Below are 18601 nucleotides of genomic sequence, written 5' to 3'. Positions count from 1 at the left end.
CCAAGGCCTCGAATCGCGTGATCGAAATGCCACCACCGCGACGAATGATCGGCGCGGCGGGGGCGATCGCGCAACAATCCGTTGCCAATCGCCACGCTGCGCCCCCATCTTGTGCGGGTGTTACGCCAATATGAACTCGTCGATCGGGTGCTCAGCTACGATCCCAACGCCAATGAGGCGCTGCTCAACCGCGCCTATGTCTTTTCGATGCATGCGCATGGCAGCCAGAAACGTGCCTCGGGCGATCCCTATTTCAGCCATCCGATCGAGGTGGCGGGGATCCTGACCGACCTGCATCTCGACGACGAGACGATCGCCACCGCGATCCTGCACGACACGATCGAGGATACGGTGGCAACGCCGGAGGAAATCCTCGCCAAATTCGGGCCTTCGGTGGCGCGGATGGTCGATGGCGTCACCAAATTGTCGAAGATCGAGGCGCAGACCGAGAGCCAGCGTGCGGCGGAAAACCTGCGCAAATTCCTGTTGGCGATGTCCGACGACATTCGCGTGCTGCTGGTGAAGCTAGCCGATCGGCTGCACAACATGCGCACGCTGCACCACATCGCCAAGCCCGAGAAGCGCCGCCGCATCGCCAAGGAGACGATGGACATCTATGCCCCGCTCGCCGAGCGGATCGGCATGTATGAGTTCATGAAGGAGATGCAGACGCTCGCCTTTCGCGAGCTCGAGCCCGAGGCGTATGAATCGATCACCCGGCGGCTGACCGCGCTCAAGGAAGGTGGCGACCGGATCGGCAAGATCGGCGCCGGGCTCGAACAATTGCTGTCGCGCGTGGGGATCGAGGCGGCGGTGTCGGGACGCGAGAAGCACCCCTATTCGATCTGGCGCAAAATGTCCGAGCGGCATGTCAGCCTAGACCAGCTGTCGGACATCATGGCGTTTCGCGCGATCGTCGCCACCGAGGAGGAATGCTACCGCGCGCTCGGCGCGATCCACCGCAAATGGCCGATGGTGCCGGGGCGGTTCAAGGATTACATTTCGACGCCCAAGCGCAACGGCTATCGATCGCTGCACACCAGCGTGTTCCATGCCGGCGACAACCGGATCGAGATCCAGATTCGAACGCAGGCGATGCACGCCCAGGCAGAACATGGGCTGGCGGCGCATTGGTCGTACAAGCAGAACGAGGTCCGCCCTGATACCCAGGTGCGCTGGATTCAGGATCTGGTCGAAATCCTCGAAAATGCCGAGAGCCCCGAGGAGCTGCTCGAACACACCAAGATGGCGATGTACCAGGATCGCATCTTTGCCTTCACCCCGCGCGGTGAGCTGATCCAGCTGCCCAAGGGCGCGACGCCGATCGATTTTGCCTATGCGGTCCATACCGATCTTGGCGACCAGGCGGTGGGGGCGAAGGTGAATGGCCGCGTGCTGCCGCTGCGCACCGAGATCGAGAATGGCGATCAGGTACAGATCCTGCGATCCAAGGCGCAGACGCCGCAGCCCAATTGGCTGAACTTCGCGATCACCGGCAAGGCGCGCGCGGCGATCCGCCGCCACATCCGCCACCGCGAGCGCGACGAGACCGTGGCGCTGGGGCATAAACTCTACGACGACATCGTCGCGCGGCTGCCGGTGCCGGTGGGCGCCGATGCGGTGCCCGACGCGCTCAAGCGCTTGAAGCTGCACGACGAAGGCGCGCTGATGGAGGCGATCGCGCGCCAGCAGGTGACCGATGCCGCGGTGATGGAAGCGCTGATGCCGGGTTCGGCCGAAGGCGCCGACACGATGATGCTGCCGCAGCTCCACGCGATCAGCATCAAGGGGCTGACCCCGGGCATGGCGTTCGACCTCGCCGAATGCTGCCGCCCGGTGCCCGGCGACCGGATCGTCGGGGTGCGGCGGCCGGGAATGCCGATCGAAGTCCATGGCATCACCTGCGCGCTGCTGGCCGAAGGCGAAGACGCCGACTGGGTCGATCTCGCCTGGGGCGACAAGGCCGAGGGCGGGACCGCGCGCGTGAACGTGACGCTCAAGAACGAGCCCGGCGCGCTCGGCGCGGTCGCGACGATCATCGGCGCGCACAAGGCGAATATCCTCGGCATCCGCATGGATAATCGCGACACGACGTTCCACACCAACACGATCGACCTCGAGGTGCGCGATGCGACGCACCTGATGAAGCTGCTGGCGTCGCTGCGTGCGGCCGATGCGGTGAGCGCGGCGGAGCGGGGGTGAACGATGGGGCGGGCGAGTGCGCCGCCAACCCTCCGTTCGCGCTGAGCTTGTCGAAGCGTCGGCCTTCGCTATCCACCTGCGCATCGGTTGAAGCTTCGGGTCGTCCTTCGACAAGCTGGGGGCGACCGGGATAGGCTGAGTCACTAGCGCATTTCATTGACATTAATGTCAATAAGGAGCATTCTGCGACGATGCACCATCATCGACTTTCGATCGCGCCGAGCGACATCGACCATATGGGGCACGTCAACAACGCGGTGTACCTCAACTGGGTGCAGGAAGCCGTGGTCGCTTATTGGGAGGCGGTCGCGCCCGCCGAGGCGGTGGCGCGGCACCTGTGGGTCGCGCTCAAGCACGAGATCACCTATCGCCGCCCCGCTTTTCTCGACGATACGTTGATCGCCACCGTCGTCGCCGAACGAGTCGAGGGCGCGCGCGCGTTCTTCACGACGCTGATCAAGCGCGGCGAGGATGTGCTGGCCGAAGTCGAAAGCAGCTGGTGCGCGCTCGATTCGGATACGCGCCGCCCGATCCGCGTCGCCAAGGATATCGCCGGACGGTTCCTGCGCTAACTTCCCCCCTCCCTGAAAGGGAGGGGTTGGGGGTGGGTCGAGTGTTCGCGATACTTCGCGCCACACGCCCGCGGCACCGTAGCTCCAAGCATCTACCCACCCCCGGCCCCTCCCTTTCAGGGAGGAATGGTTGAATCTCCCCCGTCGGACGCTAGGCTTGCGGTACACCGTTCAGCCAAGGCCCCTCCCATGCATCGCCGCGATTTCCTGAGTTCCACCGCCGCGATCGGTGCGATCGCCGCACTGCCCGGCTTCGCACGCGCGCAGGCGGCGGTCGGGTCGGGCGATGCCGCGCTTACCCAATTGTTCGACCAGGTGTTTCAGGCAGCGCTGCCGCGCTCGCCCGAACTCGCGACGCAATTGGGGTTCGACAAGGGCGCCAACGCCGCGCTCAAGCGCCGACTGTCCGATCGCAGCGCGCAGGCGCGCGCGCGCGACGTCAGCGAAGTGAAGAAGGCGATCGGCGCGATCGAGGATGTCGCCCCCGAAACGCTGTCGCCCGCCGCGCGGCTCGACCGCGAGGTGGTGCTGTATTCGCTGCGCAACCAGACCACCGCCTGGGACCGCTTCAAGCTCGGCTCGGTCATCCGCCCGTTCACGATCTTCCAGCAGGGCGGCGCCTATTTCTCGACCCCCGATTTCCTCAATTCGGCGCATACCGTCACGACCGTGGAGGATGCCGAGGCGTATCTGGCGCGGCTCGATGCCTTCGCGACCATCCTCGACCAGGAAAGCGCGGTGCAGGCCGAGGAGGCGGCGCGCGGCTATCTCGCGCCCGATTTCTCGCTCGACCTGACGCTCCGGCAGATGGCGGCGCTGCGCGCACCGGCCGCCGCCGAGAACAATTTGACGACATCGCTCGCGCGGCGCGCGGCGGCAGCCGGGATCGCCGGCGACTGGAGCGCGCGCGCCGCGGCGATCGTCGAGGACAAGGTCTATCCCGCGCTCGATCGCCAGCAGACGCTGATCGCCAAGCTGCGCGAGGGCGCGCGCAGTTCGGCTGGGATCTGGGAGGTGCCGCAGGGCGCCGAAATCTATGCCGCCGCGCTCGCGCAGGCGACCACCACCACGCTCACCCCCGCCGAAGTCCACCAGATGGGGATCGAACAGGTTGCCGAGATCGCCGGCGAGCTCGACACGATCCTGAAGGCGCAGGGGCTGGCCAGCGGCAGCGTCGCCGCGCGGTTGAACGCGCTCAACGCGCGCGCCGACCAGCTCTATCCCGACACTCCGGCGGGGCGCGAGGCGCTGATCGCCAGCCTCAACGTCGACAATGCGGCGATGCAGGCGAAGCTCGGCGCGATGTTCGACCTGCCGCCCGACGCACCGCTCGACATCCGCGCGGTACCGACCGAAATCCAGGACGGGGCCTCGAACGGCTATTATCGCCGCGCCGCGCTCGATGGCTCGCGCCCGGCGATCTATTTCATCAACCTCAAGAGCGTTGCTGACTGGCCCAAATATACGCTGCCGTCGCTGACCTATCACGAGGGGGTGCCGGGGCATCATCTGCAGATCAGCATCGCACAGGGGGCGACCGCGCCGCTGCTGCGCAAGATCGGGTTTTTCGGCGCGTATACCGAGGGCTGGGCGCTCTACGCCGAAAGCGTCGCCGACGAGCTTGGCGGCTATGCCACCCCGCTCGACCGCGCGGGGTTCCTGCAATCCTATCTCTTCCGCGCCGCGCGGCTGGTGATCGACACCGGCCTTCACCATCACCGCTGGACCCGCGAAAAGGCCACCGATTATCTGGTCGAGACCGTCGGCTTCGCCCGCCCGCGCTCGCTGCGCGAGGTCGAGCGCTACTGCACCCAGCCGGGCCAGGCGTGCAGCTACAAGATCGGCCACACCAGCTGGCTGCGCGCGCGTGCCAAGGCGCAGGCGATCATGGGCGAGCGCTTCGACGTGAAGGCGTTTCACGACATCCTGTCGTCGGGCGCGATGCCGCTGACGATCTTCGAACGGCTGGTTGAAGAGCGCGCGAAGGCGGCGATGGGGTAGTGCTCCCCTCCCTGGAAGGGAGGGGTCGGGGGTGGGTCGAGAGCTCGCGATACGGTCGTCGCTGTACATGATCTCTCCGTATCGCCCGGACCGAACCCACCCCCAGCCCCTCCCTTCCAGGGAGGGGAGCAAGGTGGTTTGCCCTCCCCATCGCATCGGCTAAAGCGCCTCCATGCCTCGTCCCGCCTTATCGATCGTCATCCCCTGCTATAACGAGGCCGCGTGCCTCGACGCGTTGCACGCGCGGGTATCGGCAGCCGCGCATGGCGCGGTGGGCGGCGATCACGAGATCGTGCTGGTCAACGACGGATCGCGCGACGAGAGCTGGTCGGTGATGCAGCGGCTTGCCGCCGCCGACCCTCGGCTGGTGGCGATCAACCTGTCGCGCAACCATGGCCATCAGCTGGCGCTGACCGCGGGGCTCGACCTGTGCTCGGGCGACCAGATCCTGATCCTCGACGCCGATCTGCAGGATCCGCCCGAATTGCTCAACGACATGCGCGGGGTGATGGCCGCCGAGGGCGCCGATGTCGTCTATGCGGTGCGGCGCCGGCGCGAGGGCGAGACCTTCTTCAAGAAGCTGACCGCCGCCGCCTTCTACCGCGTGCTCGACCGCGTGACCGACACCCCGATCCCGCTCGACACCGGCGATTTCCGGCTGATGAGCCGGCGCGCGCTCGACGCACTGCTGTCGATGCCCGAACAGGCGCGCTTCATCCGCGGGATGGTGGCGTGGGTGGGGTTCCGCCAGGTCCCGTTTGCCTATGACCGCGCCGAGCGCCACGCCGGCGAGACCAAATATCCGCTGTCGAAGATGCTGAGCTTCGCCTTCGACGCGGTGACCGGCTTCTCGACCGCGCCTTTGCGCTTCGCCAGCCATATCGGGCTGTGGCTGTTCGCGCTGTCGTTCCTGCTGATGATCTATATCGGCATCGGCTTCTTCACCGGCAGCGCGGTGCAGGGCTGGACCTCGACGATGCTGGTGACGGTGTTCCTAGGCGCGGTGCAGATGTTCGTGCTCGGGATGATCGGCGAATATCTGGGGCGGCTGTACGTCGAATCGAAGCGGCGGCCGCTCTATCTGGTCGCCGATGTCGCGGGGCCGGTGCGCGGGGTGGCGACGCTCGGCTATCGCGCGGGCGATGGGCAGATGGGCGAGGGGGATACCCCCCGTCCGGCTGAACGGCCGTCACCAGAAGGCCCCTCGTCACCCCGGAATTGATCCGGGGTCCAGGTGCGCCGTCCACGCCAAGCGATACGCCGCTGGAAAGCTCCCGCCTGGATGCCGGCTCAAGCCCGGCATGACGAATAACTAGGCTTTCCGCGCGATCGTGATCAGCGATAGCCCCGGCGGCATCGGCACGCGCCCGATCAAATGCCGCTCGAGCCCGAACACCGCCTGGAACAGCGCATTCAGCGGCTTGGGCGGGGGCGAATCGTCGCTGTCGTCCTTGCCGGTGAGCTTGCCGACCGCGCGCGCGCCCACCGCCAGCGGGAACAGCAGCGAATTGAAATAGCGAAGCCCGTTATGCGTCAGCCCCGCGCCCGAAAGCGCAGCGCCGAGCGTCGCCTTCGAATAGCGGCGATGATGGTGGTTCACCACGTCGTGCGCCGACCACATCCAGGGGTGTGCCGGCACGGTGATCAGCACGCGCCCGCCGGGCTTGAGCGTATCGGCGATCCCGCGCAGCGCGCCGACATCGTCCTCGATATGCTCGACCACGTCGAGCACCGCGACCATGTCGTAGCTGCCGCGCGCCACCCCCGTGAGCTGCGGCAGCGGCGCGGTGCCCACGGGCTTGCCGAGCCGTGCGCTCGCGAACTCTGCCGCCGCAGGATCGATCTCGATCGCGTCGACCTCGCCGAAGCGCGCGAGCATCGGCAAATTGTGCCCGGTGCCGCAACCGATCTCGAGGATCCGCGCATCGGCGGGCAACCCGCCCTCGCGCGCGACATAATCGGCCAGGATGTCGCGGCGCGCGCGATACCACCAATGGGTGGTGTCGTGCGCCGCCATCCGGTCATAGACGATACGATCCATCAGCTAGGTCCCATCAGCGAAAAACCCATTGGCGGTTGAGAAAGAAGGTGACGATCGGCACCAGGATGACGCCGGGGATCAGCGGCACCCAAGGCGGCTGGTTGAGCAGGTCGGTCGCGACCCAGGTGATCGCGGCGTGCATCGCCAGGCCGCTTGCCTGGACGCCGACGAACCTGGCCTGCTGCCCCGCGCCGGTGCGCTCGCCATGGCCGCGAAAGCTCCAGCGGCTGTGCAGCCAAAACCCTGCGGTCACCGCGACCAGAAACGCCGGCGGCACCGCGAACACCGCCTGATCGCGCGCGAATACCCAGGTGGCGAGCGGCAGATAGACCGCGGTGTACAGCGCGGTGGTGATGCCGCCTGCGAACAGGAAGCGCACCAGCTGGCCGACCACCGGGTGCCCGCGCATCGCCCGTATCTGTCGCATCACCGCCGCCACGCCATCCTTGCCCTTTGCGCCCGCTGAGATAGGGAATGCCCCGTCTCCGTTCGTGCCGCGCCTGTCAAAGCACTGTCCTTGCTTCGAAGCGAAGGACGGCCCTTCGACAAGCTCAGGGCGAACGGGGAATGAAGTGCCTAGTCCGCTCGCTACGCTGAGGGAAGCCGATTTGATCATGCCCAAGGGCTTCGACCTCGCCCGCGATCTCGACCGCCACTGGCTGCGCTGGACCCTGCTTGCGTGGGTCGCGGTGATGGCGTTCTATATCCACCAGCGCTGGGGCGGGATCTATTGGCTGTCGCTCGCCGACACCGACGACAATATGCGGCTGGCGCAGGTGCGCGCGTGGATGGGCGGCCAGGGCTGGTACGATCTGCGCCAATATCGGATGGACCCGCCGCGCGGGATCGACATCCATTGGAGCCGAATCGTCGACCTGCCGATCGCTGGGCTGATCTGGTTCTTCGGGTGGTTCACCACCCCCGCCTGGGCCGAGCGGCTGGCGGTGGGGTTCGCGCCGATGCTGCCGCTGTCGATCACGATGGCGAGCGTTGCGCTGGTGGCGCGGCGGCTGGTGGCGCCGCTCGCCTGGCCGCTGGCGATCGTCTTCCTGCTCGGCTGCGCGGTGACGATCCGGATGTTCTGGCCGCTGCGGATCGATCATCATGGCTGGCAGCTCGCGGCCTTGGCGGTGACGGTCGCAGGCCTGGCCGATCCGCGCCGCGCGCGCGGTGGTGCCGTGGTGGGCCTGGCGAGCGCGTTTTCGCTCAGCATCGGGCTCGAGATGCTGCCCTATTGCGCAAGCGCGGGCGCGGTGATCGCGCTGCGCTGGGTGTGGCATCGCGACGAAGCGCGGCGGATGGCGGCCTATGCCGCGACGCTGGGCGGCGGCTGCGCGCTCGGCTTCGCCGCCTTCGCCTCGAACGCCAATTACGCGATGCGCTGCGACGCGCTGACCCCGGTGTGGCTGTCGGTGATGGTGGTGGCGGGCGCGCTGTTGCTCGCGCTAGCGGCGGCGAACCCGGCGAACCGCACCTTGCGGCTGGCCGCGGCGGTGATCGCGGGCGCGGTGATCGCCGCGGGCTTCGCACTGCTGTTCCCGCAATGCCTCGGCCGGCCCGAGGGCGTATCGGAGGAACTGGCGCGCACCTGGCTGAGCAATGTGCGCGAGGCCAAGCCGATCTACCGCCATCCGTTCGACACCGCCTTCCCGATGGCGGTGCTGCCGGTGATCGGGCTGGTCGGCGCGATCGTCGCGAGCTGGCGCGCGCGTGGGACCGAGCGTTTCGTCGGTTGGGTCGCGGTGGCGCTGTTCGGCGCCTTCGCCTGCGCGATGCTGTTGTGGCAGGTGCGCGCGGCGCCCGCGGCGCAGCTGCTCGCGGTGCCCGGCGCGACCGCGCTCGGCTGGATCATCTTTCCCTGGCTGATGACGCGGACCTCGGTGCTGGTGCGCGTGCTCGGCAGCGTGGTCGCCTTCATGCTGGTGTCGGGGCTGTTCGCGGGGCTGGTGGTGCGCTGGATGCCGGTCGATCGGCCCGATCCACGCGGGAAGATGATCAGCCGCGCGGGCGCACGCTGCACCAGCCTGCCCGCGCTGGCGACGCTCAACCGCGTGCCAGCGGCGACCGTCTTCACCCATGTCGACCTCGCACCGCGGCTGATCGTCGGGTCGCATCACAGCGGCATTACCGGGCCGTATCACCGCAATGGCGACGCGATCCTCGACGTCCACCACGCCTTCCAGCGGACCCCTGCCGATTTCCGCCGGATCGCGCAGGCGCATGGCGCGCGCTATCTGCTGATCTGCCCCAACATGGCCGAGACGACCAATTACCGGTCGCGCTCGCCGGGCGGTTTCTATGCGCAGATCGTCCGCGGGCAGGTGCCGGGCTTCCTCGAACGCGTGCCGCTGCCGCGCAATTCGCCGTATCGGTTGTGGCGGATACGATAAAAGCCCGTTCGTCCTGAGTAGCCGCTGAGCTTGTCGAAGCGGCGTATCGAAGGACCGGCTCGCTGGTGGCACGTCCTTCGATACGAGCCTTCGCCTTCGCTCAGTCTCTACTCAGGACGAACGGGCGGTTGCCTACAACACCGTCGCGTCGAGCCCATCGAGCACGAACTGCGTCGCCAACGCCGCCAGCAGCACCCCGAGCAGCCGGGTGATCACCGCTTCGATCTTCACCCCCATCACCCGCATCAGCGGCCCCGCCGCGATCAGCGCGAGCATCGTCACCAGCAGCACCGACAAGAGCGCCGCCAGCACCGTCAGCGCCGACGGGAGCCCGCTATTCTGGCTCATCATCAGCATCACCGACGCGATCGAACCGGGGCCGGCGATCATCGGCATCGCCATCGGGAAGGCGGCAACGTCGTCGACCTCGGGGGTGTCCATGATCTGCTGCGCGCGGTCCTCGCGGCGCTGGGTGCGCTTTTCGAACACCATTTCGAGCGCGATCAGGAACAGCATGATGCCGCCCGCAATCTTGAACGCATCGAGGCTAATGTGGAGCACGCGGAGCAAATCTTCGCCGAACAGCGCGAAGCCGAACAGGATGCCGCCCGCGATCATCGTCGCGCGGATCGCCATCGATCGCCGCTGGATCGGCGACGCACCCGAGGTGAGCCCGGCATAGATCGGCGCGCAGCCCGGCGGATCGATGATCACGAAGAAGGTGATGAACGACGAGATGAAGAGTTCGAGCATGTCAGATCGCTTGCGCGTCGAGCACGATGCCGGTGCGGCGATGCGCGGCGACCAAAGTGTTGCGCAGCAGGCACGCGATCGTCATCGGGCCGACCCCGCCGGGGACGGGGGTGATCGCCGCCGCGACGCTGGCCGCGCCCTCGAAATCGACATCGCCGACCAGCCCGTCTTCGGTGCGGTTGATGCCGACGTCGATCACCGTCGCGCCGGGCTTGATCCATTCGCCCTTGACGAACTTCGCGCGCCCCACCGCGGCGACGACGATGTCGGCATGCGCCAGATGGGCGGCGAGGTTGCGCGTGCGTGAATGCGCGATCGTCACGGTGCAATCGGCGGCGGTGAGCAGCGCCGCCATCGGCTTGCCGACGATGTTCGACCGGCCGATCACCACCGCGTTGCGCCCACTGAGCTCGCCCAATTGGTCGCGCAGCAGCATCAAACAACCCAGCGGGGTGCACGGCACGAAGCCGTTGAGCCCGGTCGCCAGCCGCCCGGCATTGACCGGGTGAAAGCCGTCGACATCCTTTTCGGGGTCGATCCGCGTGAGCACCGCCTGCGCATCGAGCTGATCGGGCAGCGGCAGCTGGACGAGGATGCCGTCGACCTTGTCGTCGCGGTTGAGCGTATCGACCAGCGCGATCAGCTCGGCCTGCGACGTATCGGCGGGGAGGCGGTGTTCGAAGCTCGCCATGTTGGCGGCGAGCGTCGCCTTGCCCTTGTTGCGGACATAGACCGACGAGGCCGCATCCTCGCCCACCAGCACCACCGCGAGGCCGGGCTTGCGCCCTGAATCGGCAGTGAAGGCTTCGGCAAGCGCGCCGACACGGGCACGCAGGGCGGCGGCGGCGGCTTTGCCGTCGATGATCGTTGCAGTCATGGAACGGCGGCATACAGGCTAGTCGCCCGCGCCGCCAGCGACCGATCGCTTAAAGCGGCACCGCGCCGCCGGTCGCGATGTTGGCGGCGAGCCGGCTGACGATGATGTCGACGATCGACAGCCCGATCAGCACCACCATCGGCGCCAGGTCGAGCGAGCCGAAATCGGGCAACACCCGCCGGATCGGGCGATAGACCGGCTCGGTCAGCGCATCGAGCCCGTTCCAGATCGAACGGACGAAATCATTGCTGGTGTTGATGACGTTGAACGCGATGAGCAGCGACAGCACGATATGGATGATGATGACCCACCGCGCGATGGTGATCAGCATCTGGATGATTTCGAGCAGGATCAACAAGCTTGGCTCTCCGCGTTACGACCTATGCCGTCATATCGGGTTTCGCCGCGCCGGGGCAAGGTGTCCCCACCAATCCTCCCCCGCCAGGGGGAGGTGGCAGCCCGAAGGGCTGACGGAGGGGGCGGACCCGAGCGGTCGTTGGTAGTCCGCCCCCTCCACCACCGCTTCGCGGCGGTCCCCCTCCCCCTGGCGGGGGAGGAACTAGCGGATCACCGTCGCACCAACGTCCCCGCACCACCCCGCGTGAATATCTCGAGCAACATCGCGTGCGGCACCCGCCCGTCGAGGATCACCGCGGCGTCGACCCCCGCCGCGACCGCGTTCACGCAGGTCTCGACCTTGGGGATCATGCCCCCCGAGATCGTCCCGTCGGCGGTGAGTTCGGCGATCTGCTGCGGGTTGAGGTCGGTCAGCAGGTTGCGGTCCTTGTCCATCACCCCGGCGACGTCGGTCAGCAGAAAGAATCGCTTGGCCCCGATCGCGCCCGCGATCGCCCCCGCCATCGTGTCGGCGTTGATGTTGTAGGTCTCGCCATCGGCGCCCAAGGCCACCGGCGCGATCACCGGGATCACGTTCTGCGCCGCGAGCACCTGCAGGATCGACGGATCGACCGTCACCGGCTCGCCGACAAAGCCCAGGTCAACATGGCGCTCGATCCCCGAATTGCGGTCGGGTTCGGTACGCTTGACCTTCTCGGCGATCACCAGCCCGGCATCCTTGCCCGAAATCCCCACCGCGCGGCCGCCGGCGGCGGCGATCCAGCCGACGATTTCCTTGTTGATGCTGCCCGCCAGCACCATTTCGGCGATCTCGGCGGTCGCCTTGTCGGTGACGCGCAGGCCGTTGACGAAGCGCGATTCGACCCCCAGCCGCTTGAGCATCGCGCCGATCTGCGGGCCGCCGCCATGGACGACGATCGGGTTGATCCCCACCGCCTTGAGCAGCACCACATCCTCGGCGAAATCGCGCTGCAGCTCGGGATCGCCCATCGCGTGCCCGCCATATTTCACGACGAAGGTCGCGCCGGCATAGCGCTGCAGATAGGGCAGGGCTTCGGTGAGCGTCTCGGCCTTGGCGAGCATGGCGGGGTCGGGGGCGTGGTCGGTCATGGCAGTCAAACCCGTTCGTCCTGAGGTGCCGCTGAGCGGAGTTGAAGCGGCGTATCGAAGGCCCCTTCGATGTGGGTCTTCGACTTCGCTCAGCCCCTACTCAGGGCGAACGGCTGTGGAAAGAGTGCGATGCCCGTCCAGCCGCCGCCCCAGCCCGACGAACAGATAGATCAGCGGCGGCACCATCACGATCGACAGCACCACCTTGGTCAGCAATTGCCCCACCAGCAGTTCGCCGATCGGGAACAGGCCGTAAAAGGCGACCGAGATGAAGATCAGCGTATCGACGATCTGCGACAGCACGCTCGCCGCCGCGGCGCGCAGCCACAGCAATCCGCCCTTTCCGCGCCGCATCGCGTCGAACAAGGTGACGTTGAGCGTCTGCGACACGCCATAGGCGATGATCCCCGCGATCCAGATCCGCCAGGTCGCGCGCATCATCAGCTCGAACGCCGCGAGCCGCTCGGGCTCCATGCTCGCCGAGGCGGGCACCTGGAGCACCAACAGCACCAGCAGGATCGAGAAGATCAGCGGGATGAAGCCGAACCACACCAGATGCTTGGCGATGGTCGCGCCGTGCAGCTCGGCGATCGCGCTCGAGACGACGACCAGCAGCAGGAAGGCGAATATCCCCGCCTCGACCGCGAGCGGCCCCAGGGCCACCTGCTTGTTGCCGAGCACGCCCGCGATGCAGACCATGCCGCCATAGAAGATCGAGAAGAGAAATAGCGAGCGCGGGATCGCGGGGGAGGTGGGGTGCATCGCGACAGCGGTAGCTCAAAGCAGCCCGCGGCGGAATAGCCTAAGCTCCCTTGCAGGGAGGGGGTAAGAAGGGCGTTGTTCTCGCGGCGGACTTACCAATCCCCGGCTGCGGCCATCCACACCGCCAGCGCCGCCGCCGCCGCGGTTTCGGCGCGCAGGATCCTCGGCCCCAGCGTTATCCCCACCGCCTGCGGCAATGCGCGGATCGCCTCGCGTTCCTCGGGGGTGAAGCCGCCTTCGGGGCCGATCAGGATCGCCGCCTGCCCGGCATGCGCGCGCATCGCCGCGAACGCCGGTACGCCGCCGCTTTCGTCGGCGAAGAACAGTGCGCGCTCGGGCGGCCACTCGGCCAGCAGTGCCGCCAGCTTCACCGGCTCGACCAGGTCGGGGAGCGCGGTGCGACCGCATTGTTCGGCGGCTTCGATCATGTGCGCGCGCAGCCGATCGAGGTTGAGCCGGTCGACGATCGTTCGCCGCGTCAACACCGGCACCATCCGCGCCGCGCCGAGCTCGCACGCCTTTTCGGCGACCCAGTCGATCCGCCCCTTCTTGATCGGCGCGACGCACAGCCACAGGTCGGGCACCGGCTCGCGCGGGCGAAGATGCTGGGTGATCTCGATCGTCAGGTCGCGCTTGCGCACGTCGCGCGCCAGGCCGAGCCAATCGCCGCTGCTATCGTCGAACAACAGCACCGGGTCGTCGGGCTTGAGCCGCATGACCCCGGCGAGATAATGCGCCTGCGCGCCGTCGATGCGCAGATGCGCGCCGAGCTCGAGCGGTTGCTCGACATAGAGGCGCGGGGTGGAATCGGGCGGCCAGGCGGGGGTTGCGGGCATCGGCCCCTGCTAGAGGCGCTTCCCCGGCGCTGCAAATCGCCCAAGCATCCGGGCGATCACTTTACCCGCACCCAGCGTTGCTCGCGACAGCCGAAATTGCCGAACAGGCATCCGGTGCCGACCAAGGTGTTGCGGTCGGCAAGCTCGATGGTGCCTTCGAACGCCCGGCTAAGATCGGGGACGAAGACTTCGCCATACCAGACGCCTTCGTCATATTCGAAATCGCGGAACAACTGGGTGCCAACAAGCTCGTCGCCGCCGGCGCGGGCGACGTCGGCTTTTGCCTTTTCATTCGCCCAAATGACGGTGCCGCACATCGCGCGCCCGCATCGTTGCGCGCGGATATGGACGCTGTTGGCGGCGTTGCGCCACACCCCCGACCAATCGGGCGCACGCTGTGCCGCTGCCGGGGACGCGGCGAGCAGGAGCGCGGCGATGGCGCTCAAGCGTTTGAGCATGGGGGTTCCTTTGGTGGGGTTTGCATCGGTGATCGGTTCGAACGGGTGGGCGCGGGCAAGGGTTCCGCGTTGCCTGCTCCCCTCCCTGAAAGGGAGGGGCTGGGGGTGGGTCGAGTGTTCGCGATACGGCCGAGCCGGGAGTAACGGTGCCGTATCGCCAGGCCTCCACCCACCCCCGACCCCTCCCTTCCAGGGAGGGGAGAAGCAGTGCTCAGGCCGAAGCGATAGGACAGCAGTGGCTTGCACGCCCCAAACCGGGCAATAGACCCCGCGTGACCACGCATATCGTCCCCGACACCGAACATCGCGGCCTGATCGGCCTGTTGCCCGCCGCCGCGCGCCCCTTTGCGATGCTCGCGCGCTTCGATCGGCCGATCGGGTGGTGGCTGTTGTTCTGGCCCGGCGCCTGGGCGATCGCGCTCGCCGGCGGGGTGGTCGCGCGCTGGGATTTGCTCGCGTGGTTCCTGCTAGGCAGCATCGCGATGCGCGGCGCGGGGTGCGTCTATAACGATATCGTCGATCGCGACCTCGACGCGCAGGTCGAGCGCACGCGCAACCGTCCGCTCGCCTCGGGGGCGGTGTCGGCGAAGGCGGCATGGGCCTGGCTGCTCGCTTTGTGCGCGATCGGCCTGGTGGTGCTCCTGCAACTGCGATGGCAGGCGCAAGCCGTCGCGGTCGCCAGCCTCGCATTGGTCGCCGCCTATCCCTTCATGAAGCGGATCACCTGGTGGCCGCAGGCGTGGCTCGGCATGGTATTTTCCTGGGCGGCGCTGGTCGGCTGGGTCGAGATGGACACCGGCCAGCTCGCGCCGATGCTGCTGCTCTATGCCGGCAGCATCGCCTGGGTGATCGGCTACGACACCATCTATGCGCTGCAGGATGTCGAGGACGATGCGCTGGTGGGGGTGCGATCGTCGGCGCGGGCGCTGGGGGCGCGGGTGAAGCCCGGCGTTGCGGGCTTCTACGTCGCCGCGGTCGCATTATGGGGCGCGGCGTTCTGGCAGGTCTTCGCCGATCCGCTCGCGCTCGCGCTGCTGGTCCCGGTCGCGCTGCACTTGGGCTGGCAGGTCGCGACGCTGCGGCCCGCCGACGGTGCCAATGCGCTCGCACGCTTCCGGTCGAACCGCTTTGCCGGCTTCGCGATGTTCCTCGCCTGCGCGACGTTGGGATTCGCCGCCAATCTTTGACGTTCCCGATCTGCGTTCCTAAGTGCTTTCGATGTTGACCCCCGAACAAGCGCGCGATGCCGCGTGCCATGCCGTCGATCGCGCGCGCGCCGCCGGTGCCGACGCCGCCGATGCCACCGTTTCCGCCGATGCTTCGACCGCAGTGTCGATCCGCCTCGGCGCGGTCGAGGATGTCGATCGTTCGGAGGACGAGGGGCTGTCGCTGCGCGTCTTCGTCGGCAAGCGATCGGCGAGCGTGTCGTCGTCGCGCTTCAACCCCGACGAGATCGCGGCCTTGGCCGAACGCGCGGTGGCGATGGCGCGGCTCGCGCCCGAAGACCCCTGGGCGGGGCTTGCCCCCGAAGACCGGTTGCTGCGCGGCAACGCTCCCGATCTCGACCTGTGGGACGGCGGCGAATCGGACCCGCAGGCGCTGAAGGCACGCGCGCAGGCCGCCGAAGACGCCGCGCGCGCGGTCGCCGGGGTCACCAACAGCGAAGGCGGCAGCGCCTCGGCGCGCGAGGCGGTGACCGCGCTCGCCACCAGCCACGGCTTCGCCTCGGCCTATCGCACCACCAATTACGGCGTGTCGGCGAGCGTGATCGCGGGCGAAGGCGGCGCGATGCAGCGCGACTATGCCTATGATTCGCAGCGCTACCAATCGGCGCTCGAATCGCCCGAATCGGTGGGGACGCGCGCGGGCCAGCAGGCGGTGGCACGGCTCAACCCGATCAAGCTGCCCAGCGGTCCGCTGCCGATCGTGTTCGATCCGCGCGTCGGGTCGAGCCTGCTCGGCCATTTCATCGCCGCGATCGCGGGCGGCGCGATCACCCGCGGCACCAGCTTCCTCAAGGACATGCTCGGCAAGCAGGTCTTCGCGACCGGCGTCGATATCCATGATGATCCGCACCGCCCGCGCGGGCTGCGCTCGAGGCCGTTCGACGGCGAGGGGCTGCCGGTATCGCCGACGATCCTGGTCGAGGCGGGGATGTTAGAGACCTGGCTGCTCGACAGCGCTTCGGCGCGCCAGCTCGGGCTCGAGCCCACCGGCCATGCCTCGCGCGGCGGCGGGGTGTCGACCAGCAACCTCTATATGGCGGCGGGCAAGCTGCCGCGCGAGACGCTGCTCGGCGAGGTGAAGCGCGGGCTCTACGTCACTGAGCTGATCGGCCAGGGGATCAACCATGTCACCGGCGACTATAGCCGCGGCGCGGCGGGGTTCCTGATCGAGGATGGCGAGATCGTCCGCCCGGTCGCCGAGATCACGATCGCGGGCAACCTCAAGGACATGTTCGCCGCGATCACCCCGGCGAGCGACCTGGTGTTCCGCCATGGCATCAACGTGCCGACGCTGCGCGTCGACGGGATGACCGTCGCGGGTGATTGAGGGCCTGGCCCCCCGGATCGGCGAGATCGTGGCCGAGGCCGGCGCGCTGGCGATGGCGCGGTTCGGCACGCCGATGGACCAGTGGGAAAAATCTCCCGGCCAGTTGGTGTGCGAGCTCGACCTGGCGGTGAACAGCTTGCTGCGCGACCGGCTGATGGCGTTGCTGCCCGATGCCGGCTGGCTGTCGGAGGAGACCGCCGACAACGAGGATCGGCTGGGACGGCGGCGGCTATGGGTGGTCGATCCGATCGACGGCACGCGCGATTATCTGCGCGGGCGGCCCGGGTGGTGCGTATCGGTGGCGCTGGTCGAGGATGGCCAGCCGGTGGTTGGGGTGCTTGCGGCACCCGCGCGCGGCGAACATTGGCATGCGGCAGTAGGGCAGGGGGCGTTCCAAGGCACCGATCGACTGGCGGCCAGCGATCACGCAACGCTCAGCGGCGCGCGCGTGCCCGCCGATGTGCTCCCCAAGGCCGATCGCGACTTCGTGACGGTGGCCAAGCCCAATTCGATCGCGCTGCGGATGGCGATGGTCGCGGCGGGGCAGGCCGATCTGCTCGCGACGCTGCGCTGGGGCAATGAATGGGACATCGCCGCCGCGGTGTTGCTGGCGCGCGAGGCGGGGGCGGCGGTGACCGACGCGACCGGCGCCGCATTGTCGTTCAACACCCCCCGCGCGCGCGCCTTCGGGGTACTGACGACCGCGCCCGCGATCCACGCGGCGGCGGTGGCACGCTTACGCGAGCGGGCAGCTTCTTCTTCTTAGCCCTCTCCCGCTTGCGGGAGAGGGTTGGGTGAGGGCCTTCTTATTTCAAGCCCGCCCGCCAAACAGAAGACCCTCGCCGCTGCGACTAGGGGCCGCAAGTGCGACCCCAAGTCTCGCTCCCTCTCCCGCAAGCAGGCGAGGGTTGGGCCGGATCAAACCTCGCCGTCGCCCTGGTAGCGGATCTGCAGATACCGCCCGCGCGTCGCGAGCAGGTCGAGGTCGCCCTGCGCCAATTGCGCGGTCATCTGCGCGATCTCGTCGTCGATCACGCGCAACCCGTTCACGAGCTGTTGGTCGGGGGTGATGCCGTTGCGCTCGGTGCGGCGAAGCGGTTCGGGCACCCGGCCATAGCCGTTGAGCAGTTCGGGCAGCTGTTCGGCGACCAGCTTGCGGACTTCGGCGGCGGCGGGTTCGCGTTCGTCGAGGTTCGCCAATTGCGGACTCAACGTTTCGAGCTTCACCCCGATCGAATCGACCAGGGTCTGCGCGGGGGCGGGCAAAGCGCGGCGCTGGGTTTCCAGCCATTGCTCGGTCTGGAGCGGCAGCGCCTTGAGCGGGGTCTCGGCCAGCCGCTGCGGCGTCGGCGCGGCGGCGACGGGGAAGATCGCCAGCAACAAGGTCGCGGCGATCAGCAGCCCCATCACCAGCAGCGCACCGCCCACCCCGAGCGGCACGAAGGCGCTGAGGATCAGAGCGCCGATAATGATCGCGGCATCGGCGGCGGCGATCCGCCCAACGCGCTTGAGCACCTCGGCCTCGCGCTTGCGCTTGCCGCGCGCGCGCACCTGGCCATAGCGTTCGCGCGACCGGTCGAGCGCTTCGGACGCGCGCGCGATCTGGCGATCGACGTCGGTCATCGACCCAGCCTTTCCGTTCGTTTCGAGCGCAGTCGAGAAACCGAGGCTAGGCGCCATGTCGCCGTT

At 67.8% G+C, this 18601-nt stretch carries 18 protein-coding genes; 8 read left to right on the top strand and 10 right to left on the bottom strand.

Going from position 1 to position 18601, the window contains the following annotated elements:
- Positions 1–117: 117 nt before the first annotated feature.
- The 4 genes from OKW76_RS09585 to OKW76_RS09570 all read left to right on the top strand — a co-directional run bounded on the left by OKW76_RS09585 (position 118) and on the right by OKW76_RS09570 (position 5997).
- Complete coding sequence (locus OKW76_RS09585) at positions 118–2202, top strand: RelA/SpoT family protein (protein ID WP_265548685.1); 2085 nt, start codon at positions 118–120, stop codon at positions 2200–2202.
- A 191-nt stretch (positions 2203–2393) separates the two neighbouring features.
- The gene (locus OKW76_RS09580; RefSeq protein ID WP_416221805.1) at positions 2394–2774 is read left to right on the top strand and encodes an acyl-CoA thioesterase; all 381 of its coding nucleotides are present in this window, start codon (positions 2394–2396) and stop codon (positions 2772–2774) included.
- 189 nt (positions 2775–2963) lie between these two features.
- Entirely contained in the window at positions 2964–4775 is a 1812-nt protein-coding gene (locus OKW76_RS09575) for a DUF885 domain-containing protein (protein WP_265548684.1), read from the top strand.
- Positions 4776–4947: 172 nt separating this feature from the next.
- Entirely contained in the window at positions 4948–5997 is a 1050-nt protein-coding gene (locus tag OKW76_RS09570; RefSeq protein WP_265548683.1) for a glycosyltransferase family 2 protein, read from the top strand.
- 90 nt (positions 5998–6087) lie between these two features.
- Here OKW76_RS09570 and OKW76_RS09565 read toward each other — a convergent pair whose 3' ends face one another.
- Positions 6088–6816: a class I SAM-dependent methyltransferase gene (locus tag OKW76_RS09565; RefSeq protein WP_265548682.1), complete on the bottom strand. Its 729-nt coding sequence runs from the start codon at positions 6814–6816 to the stop codon at positions 6088–6090.
- 13 nt (positions 6817–6829) lie between these two features.
- On the bottom strand, positions 6830–7225 hold the full coding sequence (locus OKW76_RS09560; protein ID WP_265548681.1) for a GtrA family protein: 396 nt from the start codon (positions 7223–7225) through the stop codon (positions 6830–6832).
- Positions 7226–7430: 205 nt separating this feature from the next.
- Here OKW76_RS09560 and OKW76_RS09555 point away from each other — a divergent pair, with 205 nt between their 5' ends.
- On the top strand, positions 7431–9206 hold the full coding sequence (locus OKW76_RS09555) for an AcrB/AcrD/AcrF family protein (protein WP_265552878.1): 1776 nt from the start codon (positions 7431–7433) through the stop codon (positions 9204–9206).
- A gap of 132 nt (positions 9207–9338) precedes the next feature.
- Here OKW76_RS09555 and OKW76_RS09550 read toward each other — a convergent pair whose 3' ends face one another.
- The 7 genes from OKW76_RS09550 to OKW76_RS09520 form a co-directional block, all read right to left on the bottom strand.
- Positions 9339–9959 (bottom strand): MarC family protein, encoded by a 621-nt coding sequence (locus OKW76_RS09550; RefSeq protein WP_256505502.1) that lies wholly within the window; start codon positions 9957–9959, stop codon positions 9339–9341.
- A gap of 1 nt (position 9960) precedes the next feature.
- The gene (gene folD, locus OKW76_RS09545; protein ID WP_265548680.1) at positions 9961–10836 is read right to left on the bottom strand and encodes a bifunctional methylenetetrahydrofolate dehydrogenase/methenyltetrahydrofolate cyclohydrolase FolD; all 876 of its coding nucleotides are present in this window, start codon (positions 10834–10836) and stop codon (positions 9961–9963) included.
- Positions 10837–10885: 49 nt separating this feature from the next.
- On the bottom strand, positions 10886–11194 hold the full coding sequence (locus OKW76_RS09540) for a YggT family protein (RefSeq protein WP_265548679.1): 309 nt from the start codon (positions 11192–11194) through the stop codon (positions 10886–10888).
- 209 nt (positions 11195–11403) lie between these two features.
- Positions 11404–12303: an acetylglutamate kinase gene (gene argB / locus OKW76_RS09535; protein WP_265548677.1), complete on the bottom strand. Its 900-nt coding sequence runs from the start codon at positions 12301–12303 to the stop codon at positions 11404–11406.
- A gap of 96 nt (positions 12304–12399) precedes the next feature.
- Positions 12400–13065, bottom strand: coding sequence for a queuosine precursor transporter (locus tag OKW76_RS09530; RefSeq protein WP_265548676.1), 666 nt, complete (start codon positions 13063–13065; stop codon positions 12400–12402).
- Between the two features lie 92 nt (positions 13066–13157).
- Entirely contained in the window at positions 13158–13901 is a 744-nt protein-coding gene (locus OKW76_RS09525; RefSeq protein ID WP_265548675.1) for a 16S rRNA (uracil(1498)-N(3))-methyltransferase, read from the bottom strand.
- A 56-nt stretch (positions 13902–13957) separates the two neighbouring features.
- On the bottom strand, positions 13958–14359 hold the full coding sequence (locus OKW76_RS09520; RefSeq protein ID WP_265548674.1) for a DUF2147 domain-containing protein: 402 nt from the start codon (positions 14357–14359) through the stop codon (positions 13958–13960).
- A gap of 272 nt (positions 14360–14631) precedes the next feature.
- Here OKW76_RS09520 and ubiA point away from each other — a divergent pair, with 272 nt between their 5' ends.
- Genes ubiA through OKW76_RS09505 form a run of 3 tightly spaced genes read left to right on the top strand, consistent with a single transcriptional unit; the run spans position 14632 to position 17678 of the window.
- On the top strand, positions 14632–15546 hold the full coding sequence (ubiA, locus tag OKW76_RS09515; RefSeq protein WP_265548673.1) for a 4-hydroxybenzoate octaprenyltransferase: 915 nt from the start codon (positions 14632–14634) through the stop codon (positions 15544–15546).
- A 31-nt stretch (positions 15547–15577) separates the two neighbouring features.
- Positions 15578–16912 (top strand): TldD/PmbA family protein, encoded by a 1335-nt coding sequence (locus tag OKW76_RS09510; protein WP_265548672.1) that lies wholly within the window; start codon positions 15578–15580, stop codon positions 16910–16912.
- On the top strand, positions 16905–17678 hold the full coding sequence (locus tag OKW76_RS09505) for a 3'(2'),5'-bisphosphate nucleotidase CysQ (protein ID WP_416221804.1): 774 nt from the start codon (positions 16905–16907) through the stop codon (positions 17676–17678). The genes OKW76_RS09510 and OKW76_RS09505 overlap by 8 nt, the downstream gene beginning before the upstream one ends.
- A 152-nt stretch (positions 17679–17830) precedes the next feature.
- On the opposite strand, the gene OKW76_RS09500 is transcribed toward OKW76_RS09505, so the two are convergent.
- The gene (locus tag OKW76_RS09500; protein WP_265548671.1) at positions 17831–18535 is read right to left on the bottom strand and encodes a hypothetical protein; all 705 of its coding nucleotides are present in this window, start codon (positions 18533–18535) and stop codon (positions 17831–17833) included.
- Between the last annotated feature and the right edge of the window lie 66 nt (positions 18536–18601).

It is taken from the genome of Sphingomonas sp. S1-29 (genome assembly GCF_026167545.1).
Taxonomy (GTDB): Bacteria; Pseudomonadota; Alphaproteobacteria; order Sphingomonadales; family Sphingomonadaceae; genus Sphingomonas.
The sequence above is the reverse complement of the archived record's forward strand: the minus strand, read 5'-3'. Positions and strand labels throughout refer to the sequence as shown.